This is a genomic window from Phytohabitans maris (genome assembly GCF_031085175.1).
Taxonomy (GTDB): Bacteria; Actinomycetota; Actinomycetes; order Mycobacteriales; family Micromonosporaceae; genus Phytohabitans; species Phytohabitans maris.
Genome location: NZ_JAVHUY010000014.1, coordinates 161,976 through 182,947, shown reverse-complemented (window position 1 = coordinate 182,947; position 20,972 = coordinate 161,976). Strand labels below are relative to the sequence as shown.

Below are 20,972 nucleotides of genomic sequence, written 5' to 3'. Positions count from 1 at the left end.
ACCAGCGGTGCGCGCCGCCGTGCGCGGGTTTCGCCGCCCGCCACCGGCGGTCCCGGCGCGCGCCGCGATCGTTCCCCGCGGTTACCAGGGCTTTCCTGCCGGCTCTGCCGGACTTTCACCGCCGGGTCCACCCGGACGGCGAGATCAGAGCATTCGAATACGAAGGTGAGACACGAATGAAACGACCAGTCGTACTGGCGGCGCTGGCCACGGCGGCCGTCGGAGCCGCGATCGCGCTGGCGCTGCCGACCCACCAGGCCTCCGCGGCGGTCGGCGGCGTCACCGGCTTCGCGACCCAGAACGGCGGGACCACCGGCGGCGCGGGCGGCCAGACGGTGCGCGCCAGCACGGGCACCGCGATCCACACCGCCCTCTGCAACCGGGCCAGCAGCAGCACCCCGATCATCATCGAGGTCTCCGGGACCATCAACCACGGCAACACGACGAAGGTCTCCGGCGACAGCTGCAACACCGCCGCCGACAAGATCGAGCTCAAGGAGATCAGCAACGTCACGATCATCGGGGTCGGCGGCGGTGCCGTCTTCGACCAGCTCGGCATCCACGTCCGCGACTCCAGCAACATCATCATCCAGAACGTGACGGTCCGGAACGTCAAGAAGTCCGGCTCGCCCACCTCCAACGGCGGCGACGCGATCGGCATGGAGAGCACCGTCCGCAACGTCTGGGTCGACCACGTGACCCTGGAGGCGTCGGGCGGGGAGTCGGAGGGCTTCGACGGGCTCTTCGACGTGAAGGACAACGTCCAGTACGTCACGCTCTCCTACGCCATCCTGCGCAACTCCGGCCGCGGCGGGCTCATCGGGTCGAGCGAGAGCGACACCTCGAACGGCTACATCACGTTCCACCACAACCTGTACGAGAACATCGACTCGCGCACGCCGCTGCTGCGCGGGGGCATCGCCCACATCTACAACAACCACTACGTGAGCCTGCACGAGTCCGGCATCAACTCCCGGGCCGGCGGGCGGGCCAAGGTGGACAACAACTACTTCCGCGACTCCAAGGACGTCCTGGGCACCTTCTACACCGACCAGGCCGGCTACTGGCAGGTCAGCGGCAACATCTTCGACAACGTGACCTGGTCCGCGCCGGGCGACGACAACCAGCCGGCCGGCCCCAACCCGCAGTCCAACACCACCGTCAGCATCCCGTACTCGTACACGCTGGACGGGGCGAGCTGCGTGCCGAGCGTGGTGAGCCAGACGGCCGGCGCCAACAAGGGCCTGCAGGTGTCGAACGGCAACTGCGTGCCGCAGACCCCGCCGACCACCGGCGCGCCGAGCCCGACGCCCTCCACGCCGCGACCCACCACGCCGGCGCCGACCACGCCCGCGCCGACGACCCCGCCGCCCAGCGGTACCAACCTGAGCATCGGGGCCGGGGCGGACGGCTCCAGCAAGGCCAGCGGGACCAGCTACGGCAACGTGCGCGACGGTGACATGGGCACCTACTGGTCACCGGCGGGCGCGACCGGCTCCATCTCGATCAAGTGGGGCTCCGCCACCAGGGTCTCCCGGATCAACATCCGCGAGGCGGCCGGCGCGACCGGCGCCATCGGCTCGTGGCGGGTCGTCAACGCCGACAACGGCGCCGTCCTGGCCACCGGCAGCGGCGCGGGCGTGATCACGTTCGCGGCGACCTCGCTGAAGAAGATCACGTTCGAGATCACCAGCTCCAGCGCCACGCCGCGGGTCGCCGAGTACGAGACCTACGCCTAGTGCGGTGCCGCTTCCGGGTCCGCCGTGGCGGACCCGGAAGCGCTTGCTCAGGTATGAGGCCGGCGGCTCGCTGGCGCTCGCCGAGATCCCCGGCCTCCGCATCGTGTCGCGGAATCAGATCGTGGTACTCGAGTGCCCCCAGAGAGGCACTCAAGTACCACGATCACCGGGTGCTCTCGGCGGCTAGCGGGCGGCGGTGCCGGCCAGCTCCAGCTCGGGCTCGGGCGGGACCGGCAGGTGCCGCTCCGGCTCGCCCTCGACGTGCAGCTCGGGCAGGAGCCGGCCGAGCCAGCGCGGCATCCACCAGTTGGCGCGGCCGAGCAGGTGCATGACCGAGGGCACCAGCAGCATGCGTACCACGGTCGCGTCCACGAGGATGGCGGCGGCCATGCCGATGCCGATCACCTTGAGTACCAGGTCGGGGCTGGGTACGAAGGCCGCGAACACCGCGATCATGATGGCCGCCGCGGCTGTGACCACCCGCCCGGTGCCGGCCAGCCCTTCGGTGATCGCGCGGCTGTTGTCCCGCGTGCGGGTCCACGCCTCGCGCATCCGGCTGACCAGGAACACCTCGTAGTCCATCGACAGTCCGAACAGGACGGCGAACATCAGCACCGGCACGAACGACGGCAGCGGCGTCTCGGTGTCGATCCCGATCAGCTTGCCGGCCCAGCCGCCCTGGAGCACGTACGCGACCACGCCGTAGGCGGCGGCGACGGAGAGCAGGTTCATCGCGGCGGCCTTGAGCGCCACCGCCACGCTGCGGAACGACGCGAGCAGCAGCACCATCGACAGCAGCACCACGCCGGCGATGAGCAGCGGGAGGCGGCGGGCGGTGTTCTCGGTGCTGTCGATCGAGGCGGCCGTGACGCCGCCGACCCGCACCGTCGTACCCGAACCGGCGGTCGCGGCCGGGATGGTCTCGTCACGCAGGCGGTGTACCAGGTCCTCGGTCTTGCCGTCCTGCGGCCCGGTGGCCGGCAGCACGGTGAGCACCGCGGTGTCGCCGGCGGGGTTGAGCTGCGGCGGCGCGACCATGGCGACGCCCTGGGTGGCCGCGACGGCCGCGCGGAGCCCGTCGAGCGCGGCGGCGTCGCCCGGCCGGGACAGCTCCGCGGCCAGGACGAGCGGGCCGTTGGCACCCGGACCGAAGCCGGCGGCCTGCATGTCGTACGCCTGGCGGGTGGAGGTCTCCTCCCGGTTGTTGCCCGCGTCCGGGAAGCCGTAGCGGACGCCGAGGAACGGCGAGGCGAGCGCGAGCAGGATGGCCACGCCGGCGAGCGCCGCGACCACCCGGTGGCGCTGCACGAGGCGGCTCCAGGCCAGCCAGCCGCGGCCCGGCTCGATGTGCCCGCCGACCGCGACCTCGGCCCGGCGGCGCCGGCCGAGCGGCAGGCGGAGCCGGTCGACGTGCCTGCCGAGGTAGCCGAGCAGGGCGGGGAAGAGCGTGACGCTCGCCGCCATCACGACCAGGACGCCGAGGATCGTGACCACCGCGGCGCCGCGCATGAACGACAGCCCCATCGCGAACAGCCCGAGCATGCTCACCACGACCGTGCTGCCGGCGACCATGACCGCGCGGCCGGCGGTGTCGAGCGTCGCGACCGTGGCCGCCTCCGGGGCCAGCCCGGCGGCCCGCCACTCGCGGAAGCGGGTGACCATCAGCAGCACGTAGTCGATGCCGATCCCGATGCCCATCATCGTGGCGAGGGCGGTGGACCAGTCGGGCGCGTCCACGAAGCGCAGCGCCAGTCCGGTGAGCGTGCTGCTCACGGCGAGCCCGGCGACGGCGGTGAGGATCGGCAGGCCGGCGGCGACCACCGAGCCGAACGTGAGCAGCAGGATCACCGCGGCCGCGAGCAGGCCGATCCCCTCCGAGCCGATCTCGCCCTGCTCGGCGAGCTGGATCGACTGGCCGCCGAGCGCGACGTCGAGGCCGGGCCGGTCGGCGGCGTCGGCGATGGCGAGGAGCCGTTCGCTGTCCGCGTGCGGCATGTCGTTGGGGTTGGTGACGTCCAGGCGCAGGTGGGCGACGAGCGTGCCGCCGTCCGGCGAGATCCCGCCCGGGGAGGCGAACGGGTCGTCGACGCTCGCCACGTGCGGCACGGCCTTCATCTCGTCGAGCAGCGCCTGGACGTCGCCGCGCGCGGCCGCGACGCCGCCGTCGACCCGTACCACCACGTCGACGACCTCGCCGGACTGGGCCGGGAACCGCTCCCGCAGCAGCTGCTCCGCGGCCTTGGAGTCGGAGCCGGGCGCCGAGTAGTCGGCGGCGAAGTCACCGCCGAAGGCCGCCGAGAGGCCGGCGGCGAGCATGAGGGCGGCCAGCCACACGAGCACGGTGCGGCCGCGGTTGCGATAGGCGAGCCGGGCGAGCCGGCCCAGCGGTCCTGCGTCGTTCATCCTCTTCCCCCGGGTTATGGATACTCAGCTTCGTTAAGCTCCATAACAAACACGATGGCTCGTCACTTGTCAAGCGCCTTCACGTCTGTAACGATGCTTAACGCAACGCATAATCTGGAGGAAACATGAGCCCGAACCCGCGGAGCGCCCCCCGCCGCGAACGGGCGCGAGCAGCCACGATCGACGAGATCAAGCAGACCGCCCTCGCCCTCATGCGGGAGCGCGGGACGGTGGAGGTGCGGTTCACCGACATCGCCCGCGTGATGGACATGACACCGCCCGCGCTCTACCGCTACTTCGCCGACCGCGACGAGCTGGTCAGCGCGCTCATCAAGGACGCGTACGAGGGGCTCGGTGAGGCCGTCGCCAAGGCCCGCGCCGAGGCGCCGCCCGGCGACATCGCGGCCGCCTGGGTCGCCGCCGGCCAGGCGTACCGGCGGTGGGCGCACGAGGAGCCGCAGCAGTTCGCGCTGATCCTCGGCATGCCGCTGCCCGACTACGCGGCGCCGCCGGACGGCAGCACCAGCGAGGCCGCCGGCCGGGCGATGGCCCAGCTGTCGTCCCTGTTCGTCGAGGCGCTCCACCAGGGGCGGCTCGGGCCGCCGCGGATCCGCGAGGTGCATCCGGCGGTGGAGCTCTGCGCCCGGATCAAGCACGAGCAGCACGAGGTCGCGGTCGGCCCGGCCCACTTCCAGGCGATGATGCACGCCTGGGCGGCGCTGCACGGGTTCACGTCGCTGGAGGCCAACGGCCACTTCGCCTGGATGGACCCCGAGGCGCGGGACGCGCTCTTCCTGGGCCAGCTCCGCCTCGCCGCCGAGGCGGCCGGCCTCCCGGTGCCCGCCTAGCCGCCGGCCCCTCGGCCCGGCGACCGTCAGCGTGGCGGCGGGTGGTCGCTCAGTGGGTGGTGGCCGGCGTCGGCGGCAGGGGGAGCGGCAGGCCGGGCAGGCCGTCGATGCTGGTCGCGATGTGCTCCTTCTTCTCGAAGTAGGCGCTCAGCGACGCGTCGTCCTCCCGCGCGAACCGCTTGCCGTGCAGGTCGCGGTCCTCCTCGTAGCGCATGAACGGCACCCCGTAGCCGCAGGTGTCGCGGATCAGCTCGGCCCGCACCACGATGATCGCGCGCAGCCCGTGGACGCTCGGGTCGATGTCCGGGAAGCGCGCCACCAGGTCGCCCCAGCGCGGGTCGTCGCGGAAGACCGGCTCACCCCGCCCGTGTACCCGCACGATGTTGGGCGGCCCCTGGAACGCGCACCACATGAGCGTGATCCGCCCGTTCTCCCGCAGGTGGGCGACGGTCTCCGCGTTGCTGCCGGCGAAGTCCAGGTAGGCGACGGTCAGCTCGTCGAGCACGGCGAACGACCCGCGCAGCCCCTTCGGCGAGAGGTTGACCGTGCCGTCGCCGGCCAGCGGCGCGGTCGCCGTGAAGAACATCGGCTGCGCCTCGATGAACTCCCGCAGCCGCCCGTCGATACGCTCGTGAACCTTCCCCATGATCACGATTATCGCCGCGCGCGGCCCGCCGGTCGCGGCCGATTCCGCTGGGTGGACGCCCGCCGGAGCGCTAGGCGCGCGGGGGAGATCTCGACAAAATCCCTGACTTTGCTGCTTCCACCCGTCGACGTAGCAGCAAAGTCAGGGATTTTGCTGCTACCTCCAAGGGGGCGGCCCGTCTCCCGGGCGAGGTGGGCGGTCTCCGGGCAGTCGGTCCGGGTTGGAGGACGGGGTGAGTGGGTAGTGGGTAGTGGGACGATACGGGCAAGTCGCACAGGGGTAGGTGATCGACATGGGGGAGCCACGGGAAGGCGAAGCACCGCCACGCCCCGCGGACACCGAGCCGGCCGAGCCGCCACCGAAACCCGGCCGTTCCCGCGCCGGCGGCGCCTGGGTCGGCCTGGTCCTCGGCGCGGTCGTGCTGATCCTGCTGCTGATCTTCGTGCTGCAGAACCTGCAGGACGTGCGGGTCTCCTTCATCAGCGGCGACAGCACCGTCCCGCTCGGCGTGGCCCTGCTGCTCGCGGCCGTGGCCGGCGCCCTGGTCGTGGCGGTCCCGGGCAGCGCCCGGATCCTCCAGCTACGCCGCGCCCACCGCACCGCCCGCCGCGCCCTCACCCGGCACTCCTAGCGGACGCGGGTCACCGCGCCATCCGCCGGATGCCGTCGGCGAGCGCCTCGGCGGCCTCCGGCCGGGAGAAGTCCCAGGCCATGTAGAAGCCCTGCGGCGTGCTGAGGGTCAGGCGCCCGTACAGCATCACCGGCAGCTGGCGGTTGTTCTTGAACCGCCGGTCGGGGCCACCTCGCACGTTCGTGTACTGCCAGGTGGTGTCGACGACACGGGAGTCGCGGGGCACGGCCCCACCCTCGATGAATCGTTGCGGGGCCGCGCTCACCCGCAGCGACGCGTACGGCAGCTCCGCGTACTCGCTGCCCTGGCGCAGCAACGCGCGGTCCGGCAGGAAATACACCGAGCGCGTCCGGGTGTGGAGGCTGGGGACGAGCACGTTGGTGACCAGCACCGGCGGTCCACCGGTCGTCAGGCGCCCGGGCACGTGGCGCACGACGGTGTGCGCGCCCGCGTTGACCTTCTGCTGGTACGGCGTGAGCGTGCCGGATCGCGCCTCGACGTGCCAGGCGCGATGCGCCTGGGCGGAGAACTGGTGCGCCGCCGCGAGCCGCTCGAAGCACGCCGCCGGCTCGCCGTCGACCTGGTAGAAGACGACCACCGAACGGCGGGCGCGGTCGCGCAGGTACAGCCACACGACGGCCGGTACGCCGGGCACGAGCAGCGCCAGTCCGAAGGGGATGGTCAGTAGCGCCAGCAGGGCCGTCGCCCCCGCCGCGAACGGCCACAGGGGCACCCGGCGGGTCGCGGCCCGCAGCTGGCTCACGATGTCGGACGGGTGCACCGCCACGAGGTGCTGGACCGAGGCGCCGTCCAGCTCCCGGAGGACCACGTCGCCGGGCTGGGCCAGCGCGGGCGGGTACGGCTCGTGCGGTACGGCCGCGAGAGGGCGCGGTGGCCCCGAGTAGTAGGTGCCCAGCCCGCTGACGCGTACGACGTTGCCGCGCGGGCCGGTTCCGATCCGGAAGCCCGGCACGCCGGCGGAGATACCGATGCCCGATGGCGAGAGGTTGAGCCGGAACGGGCCCGCGGTGAGGCTCGTACCCAGGTAGAAGCCCATGCCCGGCCTCCCGGCCTCAGGCCGCCGCGGCCACGGCTGGCGGCGGGGCGTCGGCCGGCGGCGGGGTCTGCTGCTCGTGCGTGCCGCTGGCCCGCCACTCCAGCGCCTGCGGCGTCTCGTGGTACTCCAGCAGGTGCTGGCCGGCGATCTGCTGGAGCAGGTCGCGCACCTGGGCGGGGTCGGCGTAGAAGAACTCGCGGCGGACGTTGACCTTGTTGACCCGCTGCTTGTCGAGAGCCGCGTGCAGCTTCCCCTCCAGGCCCACGGCGTCGTCGCTGAAGATCAGGGCGTGCGTGTCGAAGCGGAACGGGACGGACGCGTCCCCGAGCTCGCGCACCCGGTCCTCCGGGTCGAGGCGGCGCGTCATGCCGATCTTGACCATGTTGGGGCCGAAGGCGCCGATGTTGGAGATCACGTAGACGTAGCCGGCGCGGATGTTCGCCTCCCGGGCCTCGACGCCCGCGATCGCCTCACCGATCTCGGCGAGCCTGGCCTCCAGGTCGGCGGCACCGGTGAGGTCACCCTTGGCCTGGAGCTTCGCCAGCGCGGCGAGGTAGTGCGACTGTTCCTTGGCCAGCCGCGCCTTCTCCCGCTCGAACTCCTGCAACGCGGCCCGCTCCTCGCGCTGGCGTTCCCGCTCCTCGCGGACCCGCTCCTTCTCCTCCTCGACCTTGGCCCGGTAGTCCGCGGTGAGCGTGATCTCCTGTACGCGCAGCCAGTGGTAGTCCGGCCCGATGCGGATGCCCATCGTGTTGCCGAGGCGGGCGATCGTCGTGGCCACCTTGTCGAGCCGCTCGATGGTCGTGTGCACCTTGTGCGGCTGGACCCGCGCCACGCAGCTGTCCGCCTCCGCGTTGTACGCCCGCAGCATCAGCTTCGAGTACTGCGTGATCATCTTGCGGCCCTCCGCGGCCGACCCGTTCACCGTCCAGCCGGTGTTGGCGAGGACCGCGGTCCCGCCGCGCGCCATGGCCTTGATCCGGTCGGACAGGTCCGCCAGCCTCGCTTTGTAGGCCACCGCGTCCGCGAGCGGATGCTGGTACCGGTAGATGCCGACCTCCTGCAGCGTGGCCTCGTCCGTCGTGCGGACCAGCTCGGCCCGCGCCGTCGCCAGCTCGGCCTGCAGCGACGCGTGCTCGGCGCGCAGCGCGTGCAGTTGGTCCCGCAGCGCCGCCGCCTCGGCCGCGACCGCGGCGGCGTCCATCCCCATCAGCGCGTTGAGCTGGCGGCGTAGCTCGTCGTTCTCGTCCTCCAGGCGCTTCTTGCCGCCGAAGAGGCCACCGAGCGCGCCGTTTCGGCCGGTCGTGCCGGACGCCGGCGGGAAAGCGACCGGGGCGGATCCGGAGGCGGGTGAGGGCTGGTGGCCGGGGACGACCGGGACAACCGCCGCGCCGCGCGTCGTGGCCGCCGGTTCCGCCACCCAGAACTGCCAGCCGGGCGGCGCGGGCGGCCAGCTCGGGTCGGGGTGCCAACCCGCCGGCGGCTGCCAGCCGGGCGGTGGCACGGGCCAGCCAGGCGGCGGGTTGAACCGGTGCGTGGGCATGGCACACCTTCCAGATGGCTACGCAGCGTGGTTGGGAGCGCTCACTCTAGCGATCGTCGCTTCCGGGCAACTATCGCCCGAACGGGGCACAACTCCGTCGAAGGGCGCTTTTCACGGTCGTATCGCCGCGCGAGCGCGGCCGGGTGTCGAGAACCGGTCCGCCGCTCCGACTCCCTTTCCGGATCCGTCAGAAAGACGGAACCGTAGTCGTGGATGGTCGGCTGAGGAGGAGTGAGTGATGGAGACGAAGACCGTTGCCGTGCCGGGGGCGAGCGGGGGAACTCGCGCAGCCGGCTCGACGGGGCGCCCGGACCGCAGAGCATCGCCGAGCACGGGGACGACGCGTACCGGGTGCTGGCCGCGGTCGGGGTGTCGGAGCGGGCGCCCGCATACGTATTCGGCAACAGCTCGGGCGCGGTCATCGGGCTCGAGCTGGCCGCGCGGCACCCGGAGCTGGTACGGGTGCTGGTCGCGCACGAGCCGCCCCTGTTCGAGCTGCTGCCGGAGCGGGACCACTGGCGGGGCGTCATCCGCGAGGTCGAGGCCGCGTACCGGGAGGGCGGTTCGGCGGCGGCCGGGCAGGTGCTCGGCGCGGCCCTCGCCATGAGCGGGTCGCCCACCGCGGAAGGCGACGGCGAGAGCGTGGACCGGGTACCGGGCGGGGGCGAGGCGCCCGCCGAGCTCGACCCGGAGACGGCGGCGATGCTGGCCCGGTTCGCGGTCAACAACGAGTTCTTCCTGGAGTTCGAGGTGCCGGCGTTCGCCGGGTACGTGCCGGACGGCCGACGCGCTCAAGGGCGCCACCACGGTCGTGGTGCCGGCGGCCGGGGCGGCCTCCGAGGGGGAGCCGCCGGCCCGGGCCGCGTACGCGGTGGGCGGGTTGCTCGGCGTGCCGGTGGCGACGTTCCCGGGCGACCACGGCGGGTTCGGGCTGGACGTCCCGGCGTTCGCCGGCCGCCTCGACGCCGTCCTCCGCGCCGCCTAGCGAGCCGGAGTGATCGAAGCTCCTCCCACGTCGCTGGAACGACATGAGGGGAGCTTCGATCACCGGCGGGGAGCGACGCGCGGGCTAGGATGCGGCGCCATGGGCGAGCGGAGCGGGCGGATCGGGTGGCGGCGGATCCGGCGGGTCGCGCTCGCGCTGCTCGCCGGGTTCACCGTCCTCGCCGTCGTGGGCGGGCTGCTCGGGGTGTGGTCGGTCCGCCGCTCCTTCGCCGAGTACGGCGGGGAGCTGACGCTGCCCGGGCTCGCCGCCGAGGTGACCGTGCACCGCGACGCGTACGGGGTGCCGCAGATCTACGCCGGCAGCTCCACCGACCTGTTCCGCGCGCAGGGGTACGTGACCGCCCAGGAGCGCTTCTGGGAGATGGACTTCCGCCGGCACGTGACCGCCGGGCGGCTCAGCGAGCTGTTCGGCCGCGACCAGCTGGAGACCGACACGTACCTGCGCACGCTCGGCTGGCGCCGGGTCGCCGAGCAGGAGTGGGGGATCATCTCGGAGGAGAGCCGGGGCTTCCTGCAGGCGTACGCGGACGGGGTCAACGCCTGGCTCGACCAGCACGGCGGCGGCGACCCGAGCGGCGAGGTCAGCCTGGAGTACACGGTGCTGGGGCTGACCAACCGCGGCTACCGCATCGAACGGTGGAGCCCCGTCGACAGCCTCGCCTGGCTCAAGGCGATGGCCTGGGACCTGCGCGGCAACATGGCCGACGAGACCGAGCGGGCCATCCTCGCCGGCAGCGGGCTCACCCGTCCGGAGATCGACGAGCTGTTCCCGCCGTACCCGATGGGTCTGAACCGGCCGATCGTCGGCGGCGGGCGGGTGACCGGCGGCGCCTTCGTGGCCGCGGACGCCGGTGGCGCCGGAGGCGGCTGGCTGCCGGCGCTCGCCGCGGTGCGCGACGGGCTCGCGGGGCTGCCCGCCCTCCTCGGCCGGCCCGGCCCCGACCTGGGCTCCAACTCGTGGGTGATCGCCGGCACCCGCACCGCCGGCGGCAAGCCGCTGCTCGCCAACGACCCGCACCTGTCGCCGAGCATGCCGGGCATCTGGTTTCAGGCCGGGCTGCACTGCGAATGCGGGTTCGACCTGTCCGGATTCACGTTCGCCGGGGTGCCGGGCGTGGTGATCGGCCACAACGACGCGATCGCCTGGGGCTTCACCAACCTGGGCCCGGACGTCACCGACCTCTACCTGGAGGAGGTCGCCGGCGACCGGGTCCGGGTCGGCGACGGCTGGCGGGACCTCGACAAACGCACCGAGACCATCAAGGTCGCCGGCGGCGGGCCGGTGACGGTCACCGTCCGGGCCAGCCGGAACGGGCCGCTGCTCTCCGACGCCTCGGCCGAGCTGCGGGACGCCGGCGACCGGTACGCGGTGGCGCTGCGCTGGACCGCCCTCGACCCGGGCCGCACGATCGACGCGCTCTTCGCGCTCAACCGGGCCCGCGACTGGGCGAGCTTCCGGGCGGCGGCCGCGCTCTTCGAGGTGCCCGCGCAGAACCTGGTGTACGCGGACGTGGCCGGCAACATCGGCTACCAGGCGCCGGGGCGCATCCCGGTGCGCGGCGAGGGCGACGGGCGGTATCCGGCGCCGGGCTGGGACACCGGGTACGACTGGCGCTCCTACATCCCCTTCGACGCGCTGCCCAGCGTGCTCAACCCGGCCCAGGGGTACATCGTGACCGCCAACCAGGCGGTGGTCGGCCCGGGCTACCCGTACCCGCTCACCCACGACTGGTCCTACGGCTACCGCTCCGAACGCATCAACCAGCTCGTCGAGCGGGCCGGCCGGATGGTCACCGTGGACGACGTGCGGCGGATGCAGACGGACGGGTACAACGCGCTCGGGCCGCTGCTCGTGCCGCACCTGCTGCGCGTACCCTCCTCGTCCCGCGCGGTCGACCTGCTCCGCGGCTGGGACTACCAGCAGCCGGTCGACTCGGCCCCGGCCGCGTACTTCAACGCGGTGTGGCGGGCGCTGCTCGCCCGGACGTTCGACGAGCTGCCGGAGGACTACCGGGCGGACGGCGGCGACCGCTGGTGGGAGGTGGTCCGCGGCCTGCTGGAGAAGCCGTCGTCGCCGTGGTGGGACGACCGCTCGACCCCCGCCGCGGAGACCATGGACCAGATCCTGTCGGCCGCCCTCGCGGACGCGTCGGCCGAGCTGACCGGCCGGCTCGGCGACGACCCGTCCGGCTGGCGCTGGGGCGACCTGCACACCCTCGAACTGCGCAACCAGAGCTTCGGCGAGTCCGGTGTCGGCCCGGTCGAGTGGCTCTTCAACGAGGGCCCCGAGCCGGTCGCCGGCGGCTCCTCCATCGTCAACGCCACCGGCTGGGACGCCGCCGCCGGCTACGAGGTGGACGCCGTCCCGTCCATGCGCATGGTGGTCGACCTCGGCAACCTGGACGGGTCGCGCTGGGTGCAGCTGAGCGGAAACTCAGGGCACGCCTTCAGCGCCCACTACGCCGACCAGTTCGGCCCCTGGCGCCGCGGCGAGCTGCTCCCGATGCGCTGGGACCCCGCGACCATCCGCCGCGAAGCCGAAGACACCCTCCGCCTCCAGCCGGCCTAGCCACCCACCGGCGGGTCCGCGCCCGATTCCAAACATTCGAGCTACCGCGACGCCCGCCGTGGTCCAGACCGTCGCTCCCGCGGCCGCACCCTCCGCGCCTGGTCGCGGTCACCCCTCCGCCTCCGGCGGGGCCACTCCGGACGCCGCGGTATCCCGAAACAGGGTCTTACTGGGCGTCGGAGAGTTTGGCGATCGTGGCCGTTGCCCGGCGGACCTGGCGGATCCGGCCAGTGGGGATGGCGTCGTCGAGGAAGGCGTAGCGGCGGGCGACCTCGGCGTCCGTGGAGTCGGCGTGGCCGGTGGCGGCGCGGTCCTTCGTGGCGCGCCACCAGTCGCCGATGTCGCCCCAGCCGGGGGCCGACAGCGAGCCGCCGAAGTGCTGCACCGAGAGCGCGGCCACCAGGTTGGCGAAGGCGAGCCGGTCGGTCAGGGGCCAGCCGGCGAGCGTACCGGCGATGAAGCCGGCGCCGAAGACGTCGCCGGCGCCGGTCGGGTCGAGGGCCTCGACCGGGACGCCGGGCACGGAGGCCTCCTCGCCGGTGCCGGCGTCCAGCGCCAGCGCGCCGGCCGGGCCGCAGGTGACCACGGTGACCGGCACCCGTGCGGCGAGGGCGCGCAGCGCGGCGGCCGGGGTGTCGGTGTGGGTGTAGCGCATCGCCTCGACCGCGTTGGGCAGGAACGCGTGGCAGTGGTCGAGCACCGACAGCGCCTCGGCGGACCAGGAGCCGGTGGCGTCCCAGCCGGCGTCGGCGAAGACCATCGTGCCGGCCGCGTGGGCGCGGCGTACCCAGGGCATCGGCTCCCGCTCCAGGCTCACGTACGCGCTGCGCGCCGCCGGCAGGTCGCCGACCAGGCCCTCGACGGTGGCCGGGGCGGGGTGACCGTGCGTGATCATGCTGCGGTCCCGCTCGTACGCCAGCGACACCGTCACCGGCGAGTGCCAGCCGTCGAAGCGGCGGGAGGCGGAGAGGTCGACGTTCTCCTCGCCGTGCAGGATCTGCCAGCAGAAGTCGCCGTACGCGTCGGAGCTGAACGGCGAGCTCAGCCCGGTGTGGACGCCGAGCCGGCTGGCGGCGACGGCCAGGTTGGCGATGCCGCCGGGGCTGGAGCCCATGCCGAGCGTCCACACCTCGGTGCCGGGCGCGGGCAGCGCCGGCAGGCCGGTGAAGATGATGTCGAGGTAGACGATGCCGGCCGCGAACAGGTCGAGGCGCCGCTGCCCGTCCACAGTGGGCGACATCCGCCGATCATGCCACGCCCGGCCCGGTCGCGAGGGGCAGAGTCACGCGTACGAGCAGGCCACCGCCGTCGCGCGGCTCGGCCGTGACGTCGCCGCCGTGGGCCCGGGCGACCGACCGCACGATCGACAGGCCGAGCCCGGCGCCGCGGTCCCGGTCGACCCGCTCGGAGCCGTACCGGCGGAACGGCTCGAACAGCCCGGGGATCTCGTACCGGGGGATGACCGGCCCGGAGTTGCTCACGGTGAGCTCGACGAGGCCACCCGGGACGGTGCGGCAGGCGACCCGCACCCAGCCCTCGGAGGTGCCGGTGTTGTGGCGGATGCCGTTCTCGACCAGGTTCTGCACGAGGCGTTCCAGCAGGACCGGGTCGCCGAGCGTGGGGGCGGGCGCGGGCTCGCCGCCGACGCTCACGCCCGCCTTCTCCGCCTCCGGCGCCAGATGGGTGACCGTGTGCGCGACGACGTCGGCGAGGTCGACCGGGCTGGAGTCGAGCATCTCGTTGTCGGTACGGGCGAGCAGCAGCAGCCCGTTGATCAGCCGCTCGTGCCGCAGGTTGATGTCGAGCAGCAGCTCGGTCAGCTGCCGCACCTCGGGCGGGAGGGTGTCGCGGTGCGCCGCGTACTCCAGCACCGCCCGGCTCAGCGTCAGCGGGGTGCGCAGCTCATGCGAGGCGTTCGCCACGAAGCGGCGCTGGCCGTCGAAGGAGCGGTCCAGCCGTTCCAGCATCGTGTCGAACGTGTCCGCCAGCTCCTTGACCTCGTCGCGCGGGCCGGCGAGCGCGATCCGCTCGTGCAGCCCCCGGTCGGCGGCGGGCGCGGCGGCGATCCGGTGCGCGGTCTCGGTGATCCGGTGCAGCGGCTGCAGCGCCCGCCCGGCCAGCAGCCACCCGAACCCCACCGCCACGACCGTGACCAGCACCAGCGCGATCGTGCCGGTGGTGAGCATGTCCTGCAGGGCGGCGTCGCGCAGCTTCTCCGGCAGGTCCGACAGGTACACCTGGTCGCCGCTGGGCAGCGCCACCGACGGGTCGTCGTTCGGCCCGCGGGTGTGGGTCGCGAGGATCCGGACGGCGGTCGGCATCCGCTGGCCGACGAGCACGTACGTGACGGCGAGCAGCACCACGCCCGCGACGAAGAGCAGCCCGCCGTAGAGGACGGTGAGACGCGCGCGGATCGTCAGCCGGCTGATCATCGAATCACGTACCCGTCGCCGGGCACGGTCTCCACGACCGGCGGGTCGCCGAGCTTGCGGCGCAGCTTGAGGATCGTCACCCGCACCGCCGCCGTGAACGGGTCGGCGTGCTCGTCCCACACCTTCTCCAGCAGGTGCTCGGCGCTCACCACCGCCCCGTCCGCCCGCATCAGCTCGGCCAGCGTCGCGAACTCCTTGCGGGACAGCGACACGTACCGCCCGTCGCGGTGCACCTCCCGCCGCGGCAGGTCGACCGTGATGCCGGCGCGGCTGAGCACCGGCGGCGCGGCCGGCCGGGCCCGCCGCCCCAGGGCCAGCACGCGGGCGGCGAGCTCGGCGAAGGCGAACGGTTTGGGCAGGTAGTCGTCCGCGCCGAGGGAGAGCCCGGCCACCCGGTCGCCGATCTCGGCCGCGGCGGTGAGCATCAGCACCCGGGCCTCCGCGCCGGAGTCGACCAGCGCCCGGCACACGTCGTCGCCGTGCACGACCGGCAGGTCGCGGTCGAGCACCACCACGTCGTAGTCGTTGACGCCCAGCCGTTCCAGCGCGGCGTCGCCGTCGTACGCGACGTCCACCGCGTGGGCCTCACCCCGCAGCCAGCGGGCGATCAGGTCGGCGAGCAGCCGCTCGTCCTCGACGACCAGTACACGCATCGCCCCATGATTGCCGACGGTCGTGTTCGTTCCGCGTTAACGCCCGCGGAAACCGCCGGGTAACGCGGCGGCGCGTTGACTCGTCCCCGGTCGCCGGCGCCTTTCGCCGGCCGAAACGGGAGTGATGGATGAGACGACGGATGGCAGGGGCGGTCGCGGCGGCGCTGTTCGCCCTCGCGCTCGCCGGCTGCGGCGGGGGCGGCGACGACGGCGGGATCGCCTCGGCGGGCGGTACGGCCGCGCCGGCGGCGGGCGCCAGCCCTTCGGCCAGCAAGGACAACTACCAGGCGATGCTCGAGTTCACCGAGTGCATGCGGGGCGAGGGCATCCAGATGGAGGACCCCGAGCCGGGCGGCGGCGTCCAGCTGCGGCTGCGCGGCGGCGACCCGGCCAAGACCGAGGCCGCCATGGCCAAGTGCCGCCACCTCATGCCGAACGGCGGCGAGATGCCCAAGGCCGACCCGGAACGGATCGAGAAGGCCCGCCAGTACTCCAAGTGCATGCGCGAGAACGGCGTGCCGAACTTCCCCGACCCGGACCCGGAGACCGGCAACCTCATGCTCCGCGCCGGACCGGACAGCGGGCTCGACCCGAACTCCGCGGCGTTCCAGGCCGCCCAGAAGACCTGCGAGAAGCTGCGTCCGGTACCGCCGGGGAGTGGTTCGTGAGCCGGCGCAGACGAGGCCGGGTCCTCCTCGCGGCCGGGGTCGCGGTCGCCGCGGCGGGTGGCACGGCGGCGGCCGTCGCCCTCGACCGCGGCGACAGCGGCACCGCGGCCGGCAGCACCCTGCCGCCGGCCACCGCCCAGGTCCAGCGCTCCACCCTGGTCGACGCGGAGACGGTCGACGGCACGCTCGGGTACGGCACCGAGACCGCCGTGACGCCCCGCCTCCGCGGCACGGTCACCTGGCTCCCGCCGGCCGGCTCCACGATCAAGCGGGGCGGGCGGCTCTACGGGGTCGACGACACGCCGGTGGTGCTGCTGCGCGGCACGCTCCCGCTGTACCGGCCGCTGACGCCGGGCGTGGAGGGGGCGGACGTGAAGCAGTTCGAGCAGAACCTGGCCGCGCTCGGCTACGACGGCTTCACCGTCGACGAGGAGTACAGCGACTCCACCGCCGACGCGGTCCGCGAGTGGCAGGAGGACCTCGGCATCGAGCAGACCGGCACCGTCGAGGTCGGCCGGGTCGCGTACGCCGCCGGCGACGTGCGGATCTACGAGGTGCGCGGGCAGGTCGGCGACCCGGCCGGCGGGCAGGCGGTGCTCTCCTACACCGGTACCACCCGGGTGGTGACCGTCGACCTCGACGTCGACCAGCAGCGGCTGGCCGGCACGGGAGCCGCGGTCGGCGTCGAGCTGCCCGACGGGCGTACCGCCCAGGGGAAGGTCGCCTCGGTCGAGACCGTGATCGAGCTGGGCAGCGGCGGCACCGGCCAGGAGCAGGAGCCGGAGACCAAGCTCGAGGTGACCGTGTCGCTCGCCGACCAGAAGGGGCTCGGCACGCTCGACCAGGCCGCGGTGGACGTGTCGTTCACCGCGCAGAAGCGGGAGAACGTGCTGAGCGTGCCGGTCGCCGCGCTGCTCGCCCTCGCCGAGGGCGGGTACGGCGTGCAGGTCGTCGAGGGCACGACCACCCGGATCGTGCCGGTGGAGACCGGGATGTTCTCCGGCGGTCGGGTCGAGGTCTCCGGTGACGGCGTCGCCGAGGGCATGACCGTGGGCGTCGCCTCGTGAACCAGCCTGTCCTGGAGCTGGCGGAGGTCACGAAGACGTACCCGGGCGGCGTCGCGGCCGTGCGCGGCGTGTCGCTGGCCGTCCTCCGCGGCGAGATGGTGGCGATCGTCGGCCCTTCCGGCTCCGGAAAGTCGACGATGCTGCACCTGATCGGCACGCTGGACCGCCCCACCACCGGCACCGTGCGGGTCGACGGCTTCGACGTGGCCCGCCTCTCCGACCGGGAGCTCTCCGCGCTGCGGGCGTCCCGGATCGGGTTCGTCTTCCAGCAGTTCCACCTCGCGGCCGGCGTGCGCGCGGTGGACAACGTCGCCGACGGGCTGCTCTACGCGGGCGTGTCGCGGCGGGAGCGGCGCAAGCGGGCCGCGGCCGCGCTGGAACGGGTCGGCCTCGGCCACCGCCTCGACCACCGCCCGCACGAGCTCTCCGGCGGCGAACGGCAGCGGGTGGCGATCGCCCGCGCGGTGGTGGGGGAGCCGGCGCTGCTGCTCGCGGACGAGCCGACCGGCAACCTCGACACCGCCTCCGGCACGGCGGTGATGGCGCTGCTGCGCGACCTGCACGCGGCCGGTACCACCATCGTCGTCATCACCCACGACCTGGAGATCGCCGCGAGCGTGCCCCGGCAGGTGCGGATGCGCGACGGCCAGGTCGAGACGGCGGTGGTGCCGGTATGACGGCGGCGACCCACCGGCTGGCCCCCGCCCGAATGCGGGCGTCCGACGTCCTCATGGTGGGCGGGGCCGGCCTGCGTACCCGGCCGCTGCGGGCGTTCCTGTCCGCGCTGGGCATCGCGATCGGCATCGCCGCGATGGTCGCGGTCGTCGGCGTCTCCACGTCCAGCCGCGCCGACCTGCGGCAGACCCTCGACCGCCTCGGCACCAACCTGCTCACCGCCGGTCCGGGCAACGACATCTTCGGCGACGCGGCCACCCTCCCCGACGGGTCGGTCGAGATGATCCGGCGGATCGGACCGGTCACGGCGGCGTCCGCGGTGGGCAAGGTGCCGGACGCCAAGGTGTACCGGTCGGACCGCATCCCGGAGATCGAGACGAACGGGCTGCTCTGCCTCGCCGCCCGGGTGGACCTGCTGTCGACGGTGAGCGCCACGGTGGCGAGCGGCACCTGGCTCAACGAGGCGACGGCGCGCTACCCGGCGGTGGTACTGGGCAGCGCGGCGGCCGACCGGCTCGGCATCGGGGCGGCCGGCCAGGACGTACGGGTCTACGTCGGCGGCGAGTGGTTCACCGTGGTCGGGGTGCTCGACCCGGCCCCACTCGCCCCGGAGCTCGACTCGGCGGCCCTGATCGGCTGGGCGGCGGCGGAGTCCTATCTGGACTTCGACGGCCATCCGACCACCGTGTACGCCCGGGCCCGCGAGGAGTACGTCACCGACGTGCGCGGGGTGCTGGCGGCCACGGCCAACCCGGAGACGCCGAGCGAGGTCGAGGTCTCCCGCCCGTCCGATGCCCTGGCCGCCAAGCAGGCCGCGGACCGCGCGTTCACCGGCCTGCTGCTGGGGCTGGGCGCGGTGGCCCTGCTGGTCGGCGGCGTCGGGGTGGCCAACACGATGGTCATCTCGGTGCTCGAACGCCGCGCCGAGATCGGCCTGCGCCGCTCCCTGGGCGCCACCCGCGGCCAGGTGCGGGTCCAGTTCCTCGCCGAGTCGCTGCTGCTCTCCGCCCTGGGCGGCGCCGGCGGCGTGGTACTGGGCACGGCCGTGACCGCCTTCTACGCCGCGACCCAGGACTGGCCGGCGGTGGTACCGCCGTGGGCCGCGGCCGGCGGGATCGGGGCCACGCTGGTGATCGGCGCGATCGCCGGCCTGTACCCGGCGATCCGCGCGGCCCGCCTCCCACCCACGGAGGCGCTGGCCACACCCTGAGCGGGGGCCCGGGCCCTCGGGGGCCGGCCGCTCCGGGCCACCGTGCCCGGGGCCGGCCGGGCCCGGGCACCGCACCGCCCGCCCGCCGGCGTCCCGCGCCGCCCGCGGGCGGGTTACCGCCCGCCCCGGCAGCGGGGGTGGCCGGGACCGGGCAGTATGGGCGGAACGCGTCATCGTCTGGTGTCCGGGGCGTTGTGGTGAGTGGGGGAGGTACGAGCGGATGGGCGACGGCACGGTACGCCGGCCACCGGCGGCGGCCATCGAGCAGCGGTCGCGGTCGCTGCGCCGCCACCGCACGCCGGCCGGCGGGGTCCGGGACGCCTGGCGGGCGGCCGTCGAGCACCAGGGGTGGGTACGCCCCGAGGATTGGTGGCACCCGTCCGTGGAGGCGCTTGCCCGTGCCATCGCCCGCCGTCAGGACGTGCGGCCGGCCGGCACCCGGCTGGGGCACGCCCGGGCTCGGGCGGGGTGGGAGCTGCGGCGGACGGTCGACGACATCTTCGCCCTGTACCGGCGGATGCCCTTGGCCGGCCCGCCGTCGCGGCTGGTCCGCGCGGTGGTCGAGGCCTGGGCGGAGGCGGTCCTCGCACCGACCGACGTCACGCTCTGCGGCGACCCGCGCCGGGGTTCGGTGACCGCCGGCTACCTGGCCTCGCTGCTCGGCGGCGTGTACCAGCTCGGCGGCGAGGACGGTCCGCCCCTGTCGGACGAGTTCATCGTGCTGGTCGTCGACGTGCCGCCCTCCGCGGGCGGGACCGGGTGGGAGCCGGTCACGCTGCTGCTCGACCTCGGGCCGGCGCTGCTGCCGGTGCTGCCGGCCCACGCGCTCGTCGTCACGTTCTCGCCGGGGCGGGTCGGCACCCTGGTACGCCGTACCGAGGCGCTGCCGTCCGTGGTGGCCGACCTGGCCGCGCGCCTCCCCGACGACGGCGACACCGGCAGCGTCGTGGTCACCACGGAGATCCCGCACGACGTCCCGTCCGCCCACCGCCTGCTCGACCGGGTCGCCACCGCGTGACGCCCGCGTGGGGCGGGCCGGCACCGGCGGGGGCCATCGCCGTCGGTGCCGGCCCGGGTCGTGGGGTTACAGGGCGCGCCAGAGGGCGGGGACGTTCGGGGGTTCCCAGCCGGGGATGGCGGTGTGGGCCTGGAGGCACTGGTAGCTGCGGCCGCCGTAGGTCACGCGGGCGCCGACCGCGTACGCCGTGCCGGCCGCCCAGGTGCCGCCCTGCGGCGGGGGCGTGGTCGGGTTGGGCGGCGGGGTCGTGGGGTTGGGTGGCGGGGTGGTCGGGTTGGGGTTGGGGTTGCCGCCGCCGACCTGCAGGTCGACGCAGGCGTAGAACGCCATGGGGGTGTCGGCGATGTTCCAGATCGCGAGGACGGTCTGGCGGCCGCTGGGGATGCCGCTGACCGTGTGCGACAGCGTCATCGGCGGCTGCTGGTTGTTTTGGTTGAACGAGGCCAGCAGGCGGCTGCCCAGCCAGTACTCCCACGTGGTGGTGCGGTGGTTGACGGTGAGCCGCCAGTTGAAGGTGACCGTGCTGCCGGTGCTGGTGGCCGGGAAGCGGGAGGCGTCGTTGAGCACCGCGAACTGGGCGAGGCCGGCGTTGCAGTTGCGCTGCCCCTTGGGGCCTTCGACGCTCTGCGGCTCGTACTGGATCGGGCCGCAGTTGGCGACCCGGCCGGTGGCGCACATGTCCTGGCGGCTGGGGGGCGAGGTGATCCAACCGTGCCCGCTGGCCGGGCTCGACGGCAGCGCGATGAGCACCAGCGGCACGGCCGCGATGCCACCGGCGAGCGCCGCCACCTTTCGTCGTAGGTTCATC

18 protein-coding genes are annotated in these 20,972 nt (G+C 73.8%); 10 read left to right on the top strand and 8 right to left on the bottom strand.

The window, feature by feature from the left end; genetic code table 11:
• The first annotated feature begins 176 nt into the window (after positions 1-176).
• Positions 177-1,739 (top strand): pectate lyase family protein, encoded by a 1,563-nt coding sequence (locus tag RB614_RS17115; RefSeq protein WP_308713502.1) that lies wholly within the window; start codon positions 177-179, stop codon positions 1,737-1,739.
• A 183-nt stretch (positions 1,740-1,922) separates the two neighbouring features.
• Here RB614_RS17115 and RB614_RS17110 read toward each other — a convergent pair whose 3' ends face one another.
• Positions 1,923-4,142, bottom strand: a complete 2,220-nt coding sequence (locus RB614_RS17110; protein WP_308713501.1) for an MMPL family transporter — start codon at positions 4,140-4,142, stop codon at positions 1,923-1,925.
• Positions 4,143-4,267: 125 nt separating this feature from the next.
• Here RB614_RS17110 and RB614_RS17105 point away from each other — a divergent pair, with 125 nt between their 5' ends.
• Positions 4,268-4,990 (top strand): TetR/AcrR family transcriptional regulator, encoded by a 723-nt coding sequence (locus tag RB614_RS17105; protein WP_308713500.1) that lies wholly within the window; start codon positions 4,268-4,270, stop codon positions 4,988-4,990.
• A 49-nt stretch (positions 4,991-5,039) separates the two neighbouring features.
• Here RB614_RS17105 and RB614_RS17100 read toward each other — a convergent pair whose 3' ends face one another.
• Complete coding sequence (locus tag RB614_RS17100; RefSeq protein WP_308713499.1) at positions 5,040-5,636, bottom strand: pyridoxamine 5'-phosphate oxidase family protein; 597 nt, start codon at positions 5,634-5,636, stop codon at positions 5,040-5,042.
• 292 nt (positions 5,637-5,928) lie between these two features.
• Between RB614_RS17100 and RB614_RS17095 the strand changes: the two genes are divergently transcribed.
• Positions 5,929-6,267 (top strand): lipopolysaccharide assembly protein LapA domain-containing protein, encoded by a 339-nt coding sequence (locus RB614_RS17095; RefSeq protein ID WP_308713498.1) that lies wholly within the window; start codon positions 5,929-5,931, stop codon positions 6,265-6,267.
• A 10-nt stretch (positions 6,268-6,277) separates the two neighbouring features.
• On the opposite strand, the gene RB614_RS17090 is transcribed toward RB614_RS17095, so the two are convergent.
• Positions 6,278-7,324: a DUF4236 domain-containing protein gene (locus tag RB614_RS17090; RefSeq protein WP_308713497.1), complete on the bottom strand. Its 1,047-nt coding sequence runs from the start codon at positions 7,322-7,324 to the stop codon at positions 6,278-6,280.
• Between the two features lie 16 nt (positions 7,325-7,340).
• A complete protein-coding gene (locus RB614_RS17085) occupies positions 7,341-8,867 on the bottom strand; it encodes an SNIPE associated domain-containing protein (RefSeq protein ID WP_308713496.1) in 1,527 nt (508 codons plus the stop codon).
• Positions 8,868-9,098: 231 nt separating this feature from the next.
• On the opposite strand from RB614_RS17085, the gene RB614_RS17080 reads away from it, so the two are divergent.
• Both RB614_RS17080 and RB614_RS17075 read left to right on the top strand, forming a co-directional pair.
• The gene (locus tag RB614_RS17080) at positions 9,099-9,899 is read left to right on the top strand and encodes an alpha/beta hydrolase (RefSeq protein WP_308713495.1); all 801 of its coding nucleotides are present in this window, start codon (positions 9,099-9,101) and stop codon (positions 9,897-9,899) included.
• 52 nt (positions 9,900-9,951) lie between these two features.
• A complete protein-coding gene (locus RB614_RS17075) occupies positions 9,952-12,441 on the top strand; it encodes a penicillin acylase family protein (protein WP_308713494.1) in 2,490 nt (829 codons plus the stop codon).
• 166 nt (positions 12,442-12,607) lie between these two features.
• Here RB614_RS17075 and RB614_RS17070 read toward each other — a convergent pair whose 3' ends face one another.
• Genes RB614_RS17070 through RB614_RS17060 form a run of 3 tightly spaced genes read right to left on the bottom strand, consistent with a single transcriptional unit; the run spans position 12,608 to position 15,526 of the window.
• Positions 12,608-13,681: a PfkB family carbohydrate kinase gene (locus tag RB614_RS17070; protein ID WP_308713493.1), complete on the bottom strand. Its 1,074-nt coding sequence runs from the start codon at positions 13,679-13,681 to the stop codon at positions 12,608-12,610.
• Between the two features lie 7 nt (positions 13,682-13,688).
• A complete protein-coding gene (locus RB614_RS17065; RefSeq protein ID WP_308713530.1) occupies positions 13,689-14,870 on the bottom strand; it encodes a sensor histidine kinase in 1,182 nt (393 codons plus the stop codon).
• Entirely contained in the window at positions 14,870-15,526 is a 657-nt protein-coding gene (locus tag RB614_RS17060; protein WP_308713492.1) for a response regulator transcription factor, read from the bottom strand. The genes RB614_RS17065 and RB614_RS17060 overlap by 1 nt, the downstream gene beginning before the upstream one ends.
• Positions 15,527-15,666: 140 nt before the next feature.
• Here RB614_RS17060 and RB614_RS17055 point away from each other — a divergent pair, with 140 nt between their 5' ends.
• The 5 genes from RB614_RS17055 to RB614_RS17035 all read left to right on the top strand — a co-directional run bounded on the left by RB614_RS17055 (position 15,667) and on the right by RB614_RS17035 (position 20,164).
• Positions 15,667-16,194: a hypothetical protein gene (locus RB614_RS17055; RefSeq protein ID WP_308713491.1), complete on the top strand. Its 528-nt coding sequence runs from the start codon at positions 15,667-15,669 to the stop codon at positions 16,192-16,194.
• The gene (locus RB614_RS17050; protein WP_308713490.1) at positions 16,191-17,261 is read left to right on the top strand and encodes a peptidoglycan-binding protein; all 1,071 of its coding nucleotides are present in this window, start codon (positions 16,191-16,193) and stop codon (positions 17,259-17,261) included. Before RB614_RS17055 ends, RB614_RS17050 begins: the two co-directional genes overlap by 4 nt.
• A complete protein-coding gene (locus RB614_RS17045) occupies positions 17,258-17,938 on the top strand; it encodes an ABC transporter ATP-binding protein (RefSeq protein ID WP_308713489.1) in 681 nt (226 codons plus the stop codon). The genes RB614_RS17050 and RB614_RS17045 overlap by 4 nt, the downstream gene beginning before the upstream one ends.
• Entirely contained in the window at positions 17,935-19,146 is a 1,212-nt protein-coding gene (locus RB614_RS17040; RefSeq protein ID WP_308713488.1) for an ABC transporter permease, read from the top strand. The genes RB614_RS17045 and RB614_RS17040 overlap by 4 nt, the downstream gene beginning before the upstream one ends.
• Positions 19,147-19,366: 220 nt before the next feature.
• Complete coding sequence (locus RB614_RS17035; RefSeq protein ID WP_308713487.1) at positions 19,367-20,164, top strand: hypothetical protein; 798 nt, start codon at positions 19,367-19,369, stop codon at positions 20,162-20,164.
• A gap of 66 nt (positions 20,165-20,230) precedes the next feature.
• Here RB614_RS17035 and RB614_RS17030 read toward each other — a convergent pair whose 3' ends face one another.
• Positions 20,231-20,971 (bottom strand): lytic polysaccharide monooxygenase, encoded by a 741-nt coding sequence (locus RB614_RS17030; RefSeq protein WP_308713486.1) that lies wholly within the window; start codon positions 20,969-20,971, stop codon positions 20,231-20,233.
• Position 20,972: the final 1 nt, after the last annotated feature.

What these genes read in the sequence shown, in the direction of transcription:
- RB614_RS17115 (WP_308713502.1), top strand. Translation starts at nt 177, where the DNA reads ATGAAACGACCAGTCGTACTGGCGGCGCTGGCCACGGCGGCCGTCGGA.
- RB614_RS17110 (WP_308713501.1), bottom strand. Translation starts at nt 4,142, where the DNA reads ATGAACGACGCAGGACCGCTGGGCCGGCTCGCCCGGCTCGCCTATCGC.
- RB614_RS17105 (WP_308713500.1), top strand. Translation starts at nt 4,268, where the DNA reads ATGAGCCCGAACCCGCGGAGCGCCCCCCGCCGCGAACGGGCGCGAGCA.
- RB614_RS17100 (WP_308713499.1), bottom strand. Translation starts at nt 5,636, where the DNA reads ATGGGGAAGGTTCACGAGCGTATCGACGGGCGGCTGCGGGAGTTCATC.
- RB614_RS17095 (WP_308713498.1), top strand. Translation starts at nt 5,929, where the DNA reads ATGGGGGAGCCACGGGAAGGCGAAGCACCGCCACGCCCCGCGGACACC.
- RB614_RS17090 (WP_308713497.1), bottom strand. Translation starts at nt 7,324, where the DNA reads ATGGGCTTCTACCTGGGTACGAGCCTCACCGCGGGCCCGTTCCGGCTC.
- RB614_RS17085 (WP_308713496.1), bottom strand. Translation starts at nt 8,867, where the DNA reads ATGCCCACGCACCGGTTCAACCCGCCGCCTGGCTGGCCCGTGCCACCG.
- RB614_RS17075 (WP_308713494.1), top strand. Translation starts at nt 9,952, where the DNA reads ATGGGCGAGCGGAGCGGGCGGATCGGGTGGCGGCGGATCCGGCGGGTC.
- RB614_RS17070 (WP_308713493.1), bottom strand. Translation starts at nt 13,681, where the DNA reads ATGTCGCCCACTGTGGACGGGCAGCGGCGCCTCGACCTGTTCGCGGCC.
- RB614_RS17060 (WP_308713492.1), bottom strand. Translation starts at nt 15,526, where the DNA reads ATGCGTGTACTGGTCGTCGAGGACGAGCGGCTGCTCGCCGACCTGATC.
- RB614_RS17055 (WP_308713491.1), top strand. Translation starts at nt 15,667, where the DNA reads ATGGCAGGGGCGGTCGCGGCGGCGCTGTTCGCCCTCGCGCTCGCCGGC.
- RB614_RS17040 (WP_308713488.1), top strand. Translation starts at nt 17,935, where the DNA reads ATGACGGCGGCGACCCACCGGCTGGCCCCCGCCCGAATGCGGGCGTCC.
- RB614_RS17035 (WP_308713487.1), top strand. Translation starts at nt 19,367, where the DNA reads ATGGGCGACGGCACGGTACGCCGGCCACCGGCGGCGGCCATCGAGCAG.
- RB614_RS17030 (WP_308713486.1), bottom strand. Translation starts at nt 20,971, where the DNA reads ATGAACCTACGACGAAAGGTGGCGGCGCTCGCCGGTGGCATCGCGGCC.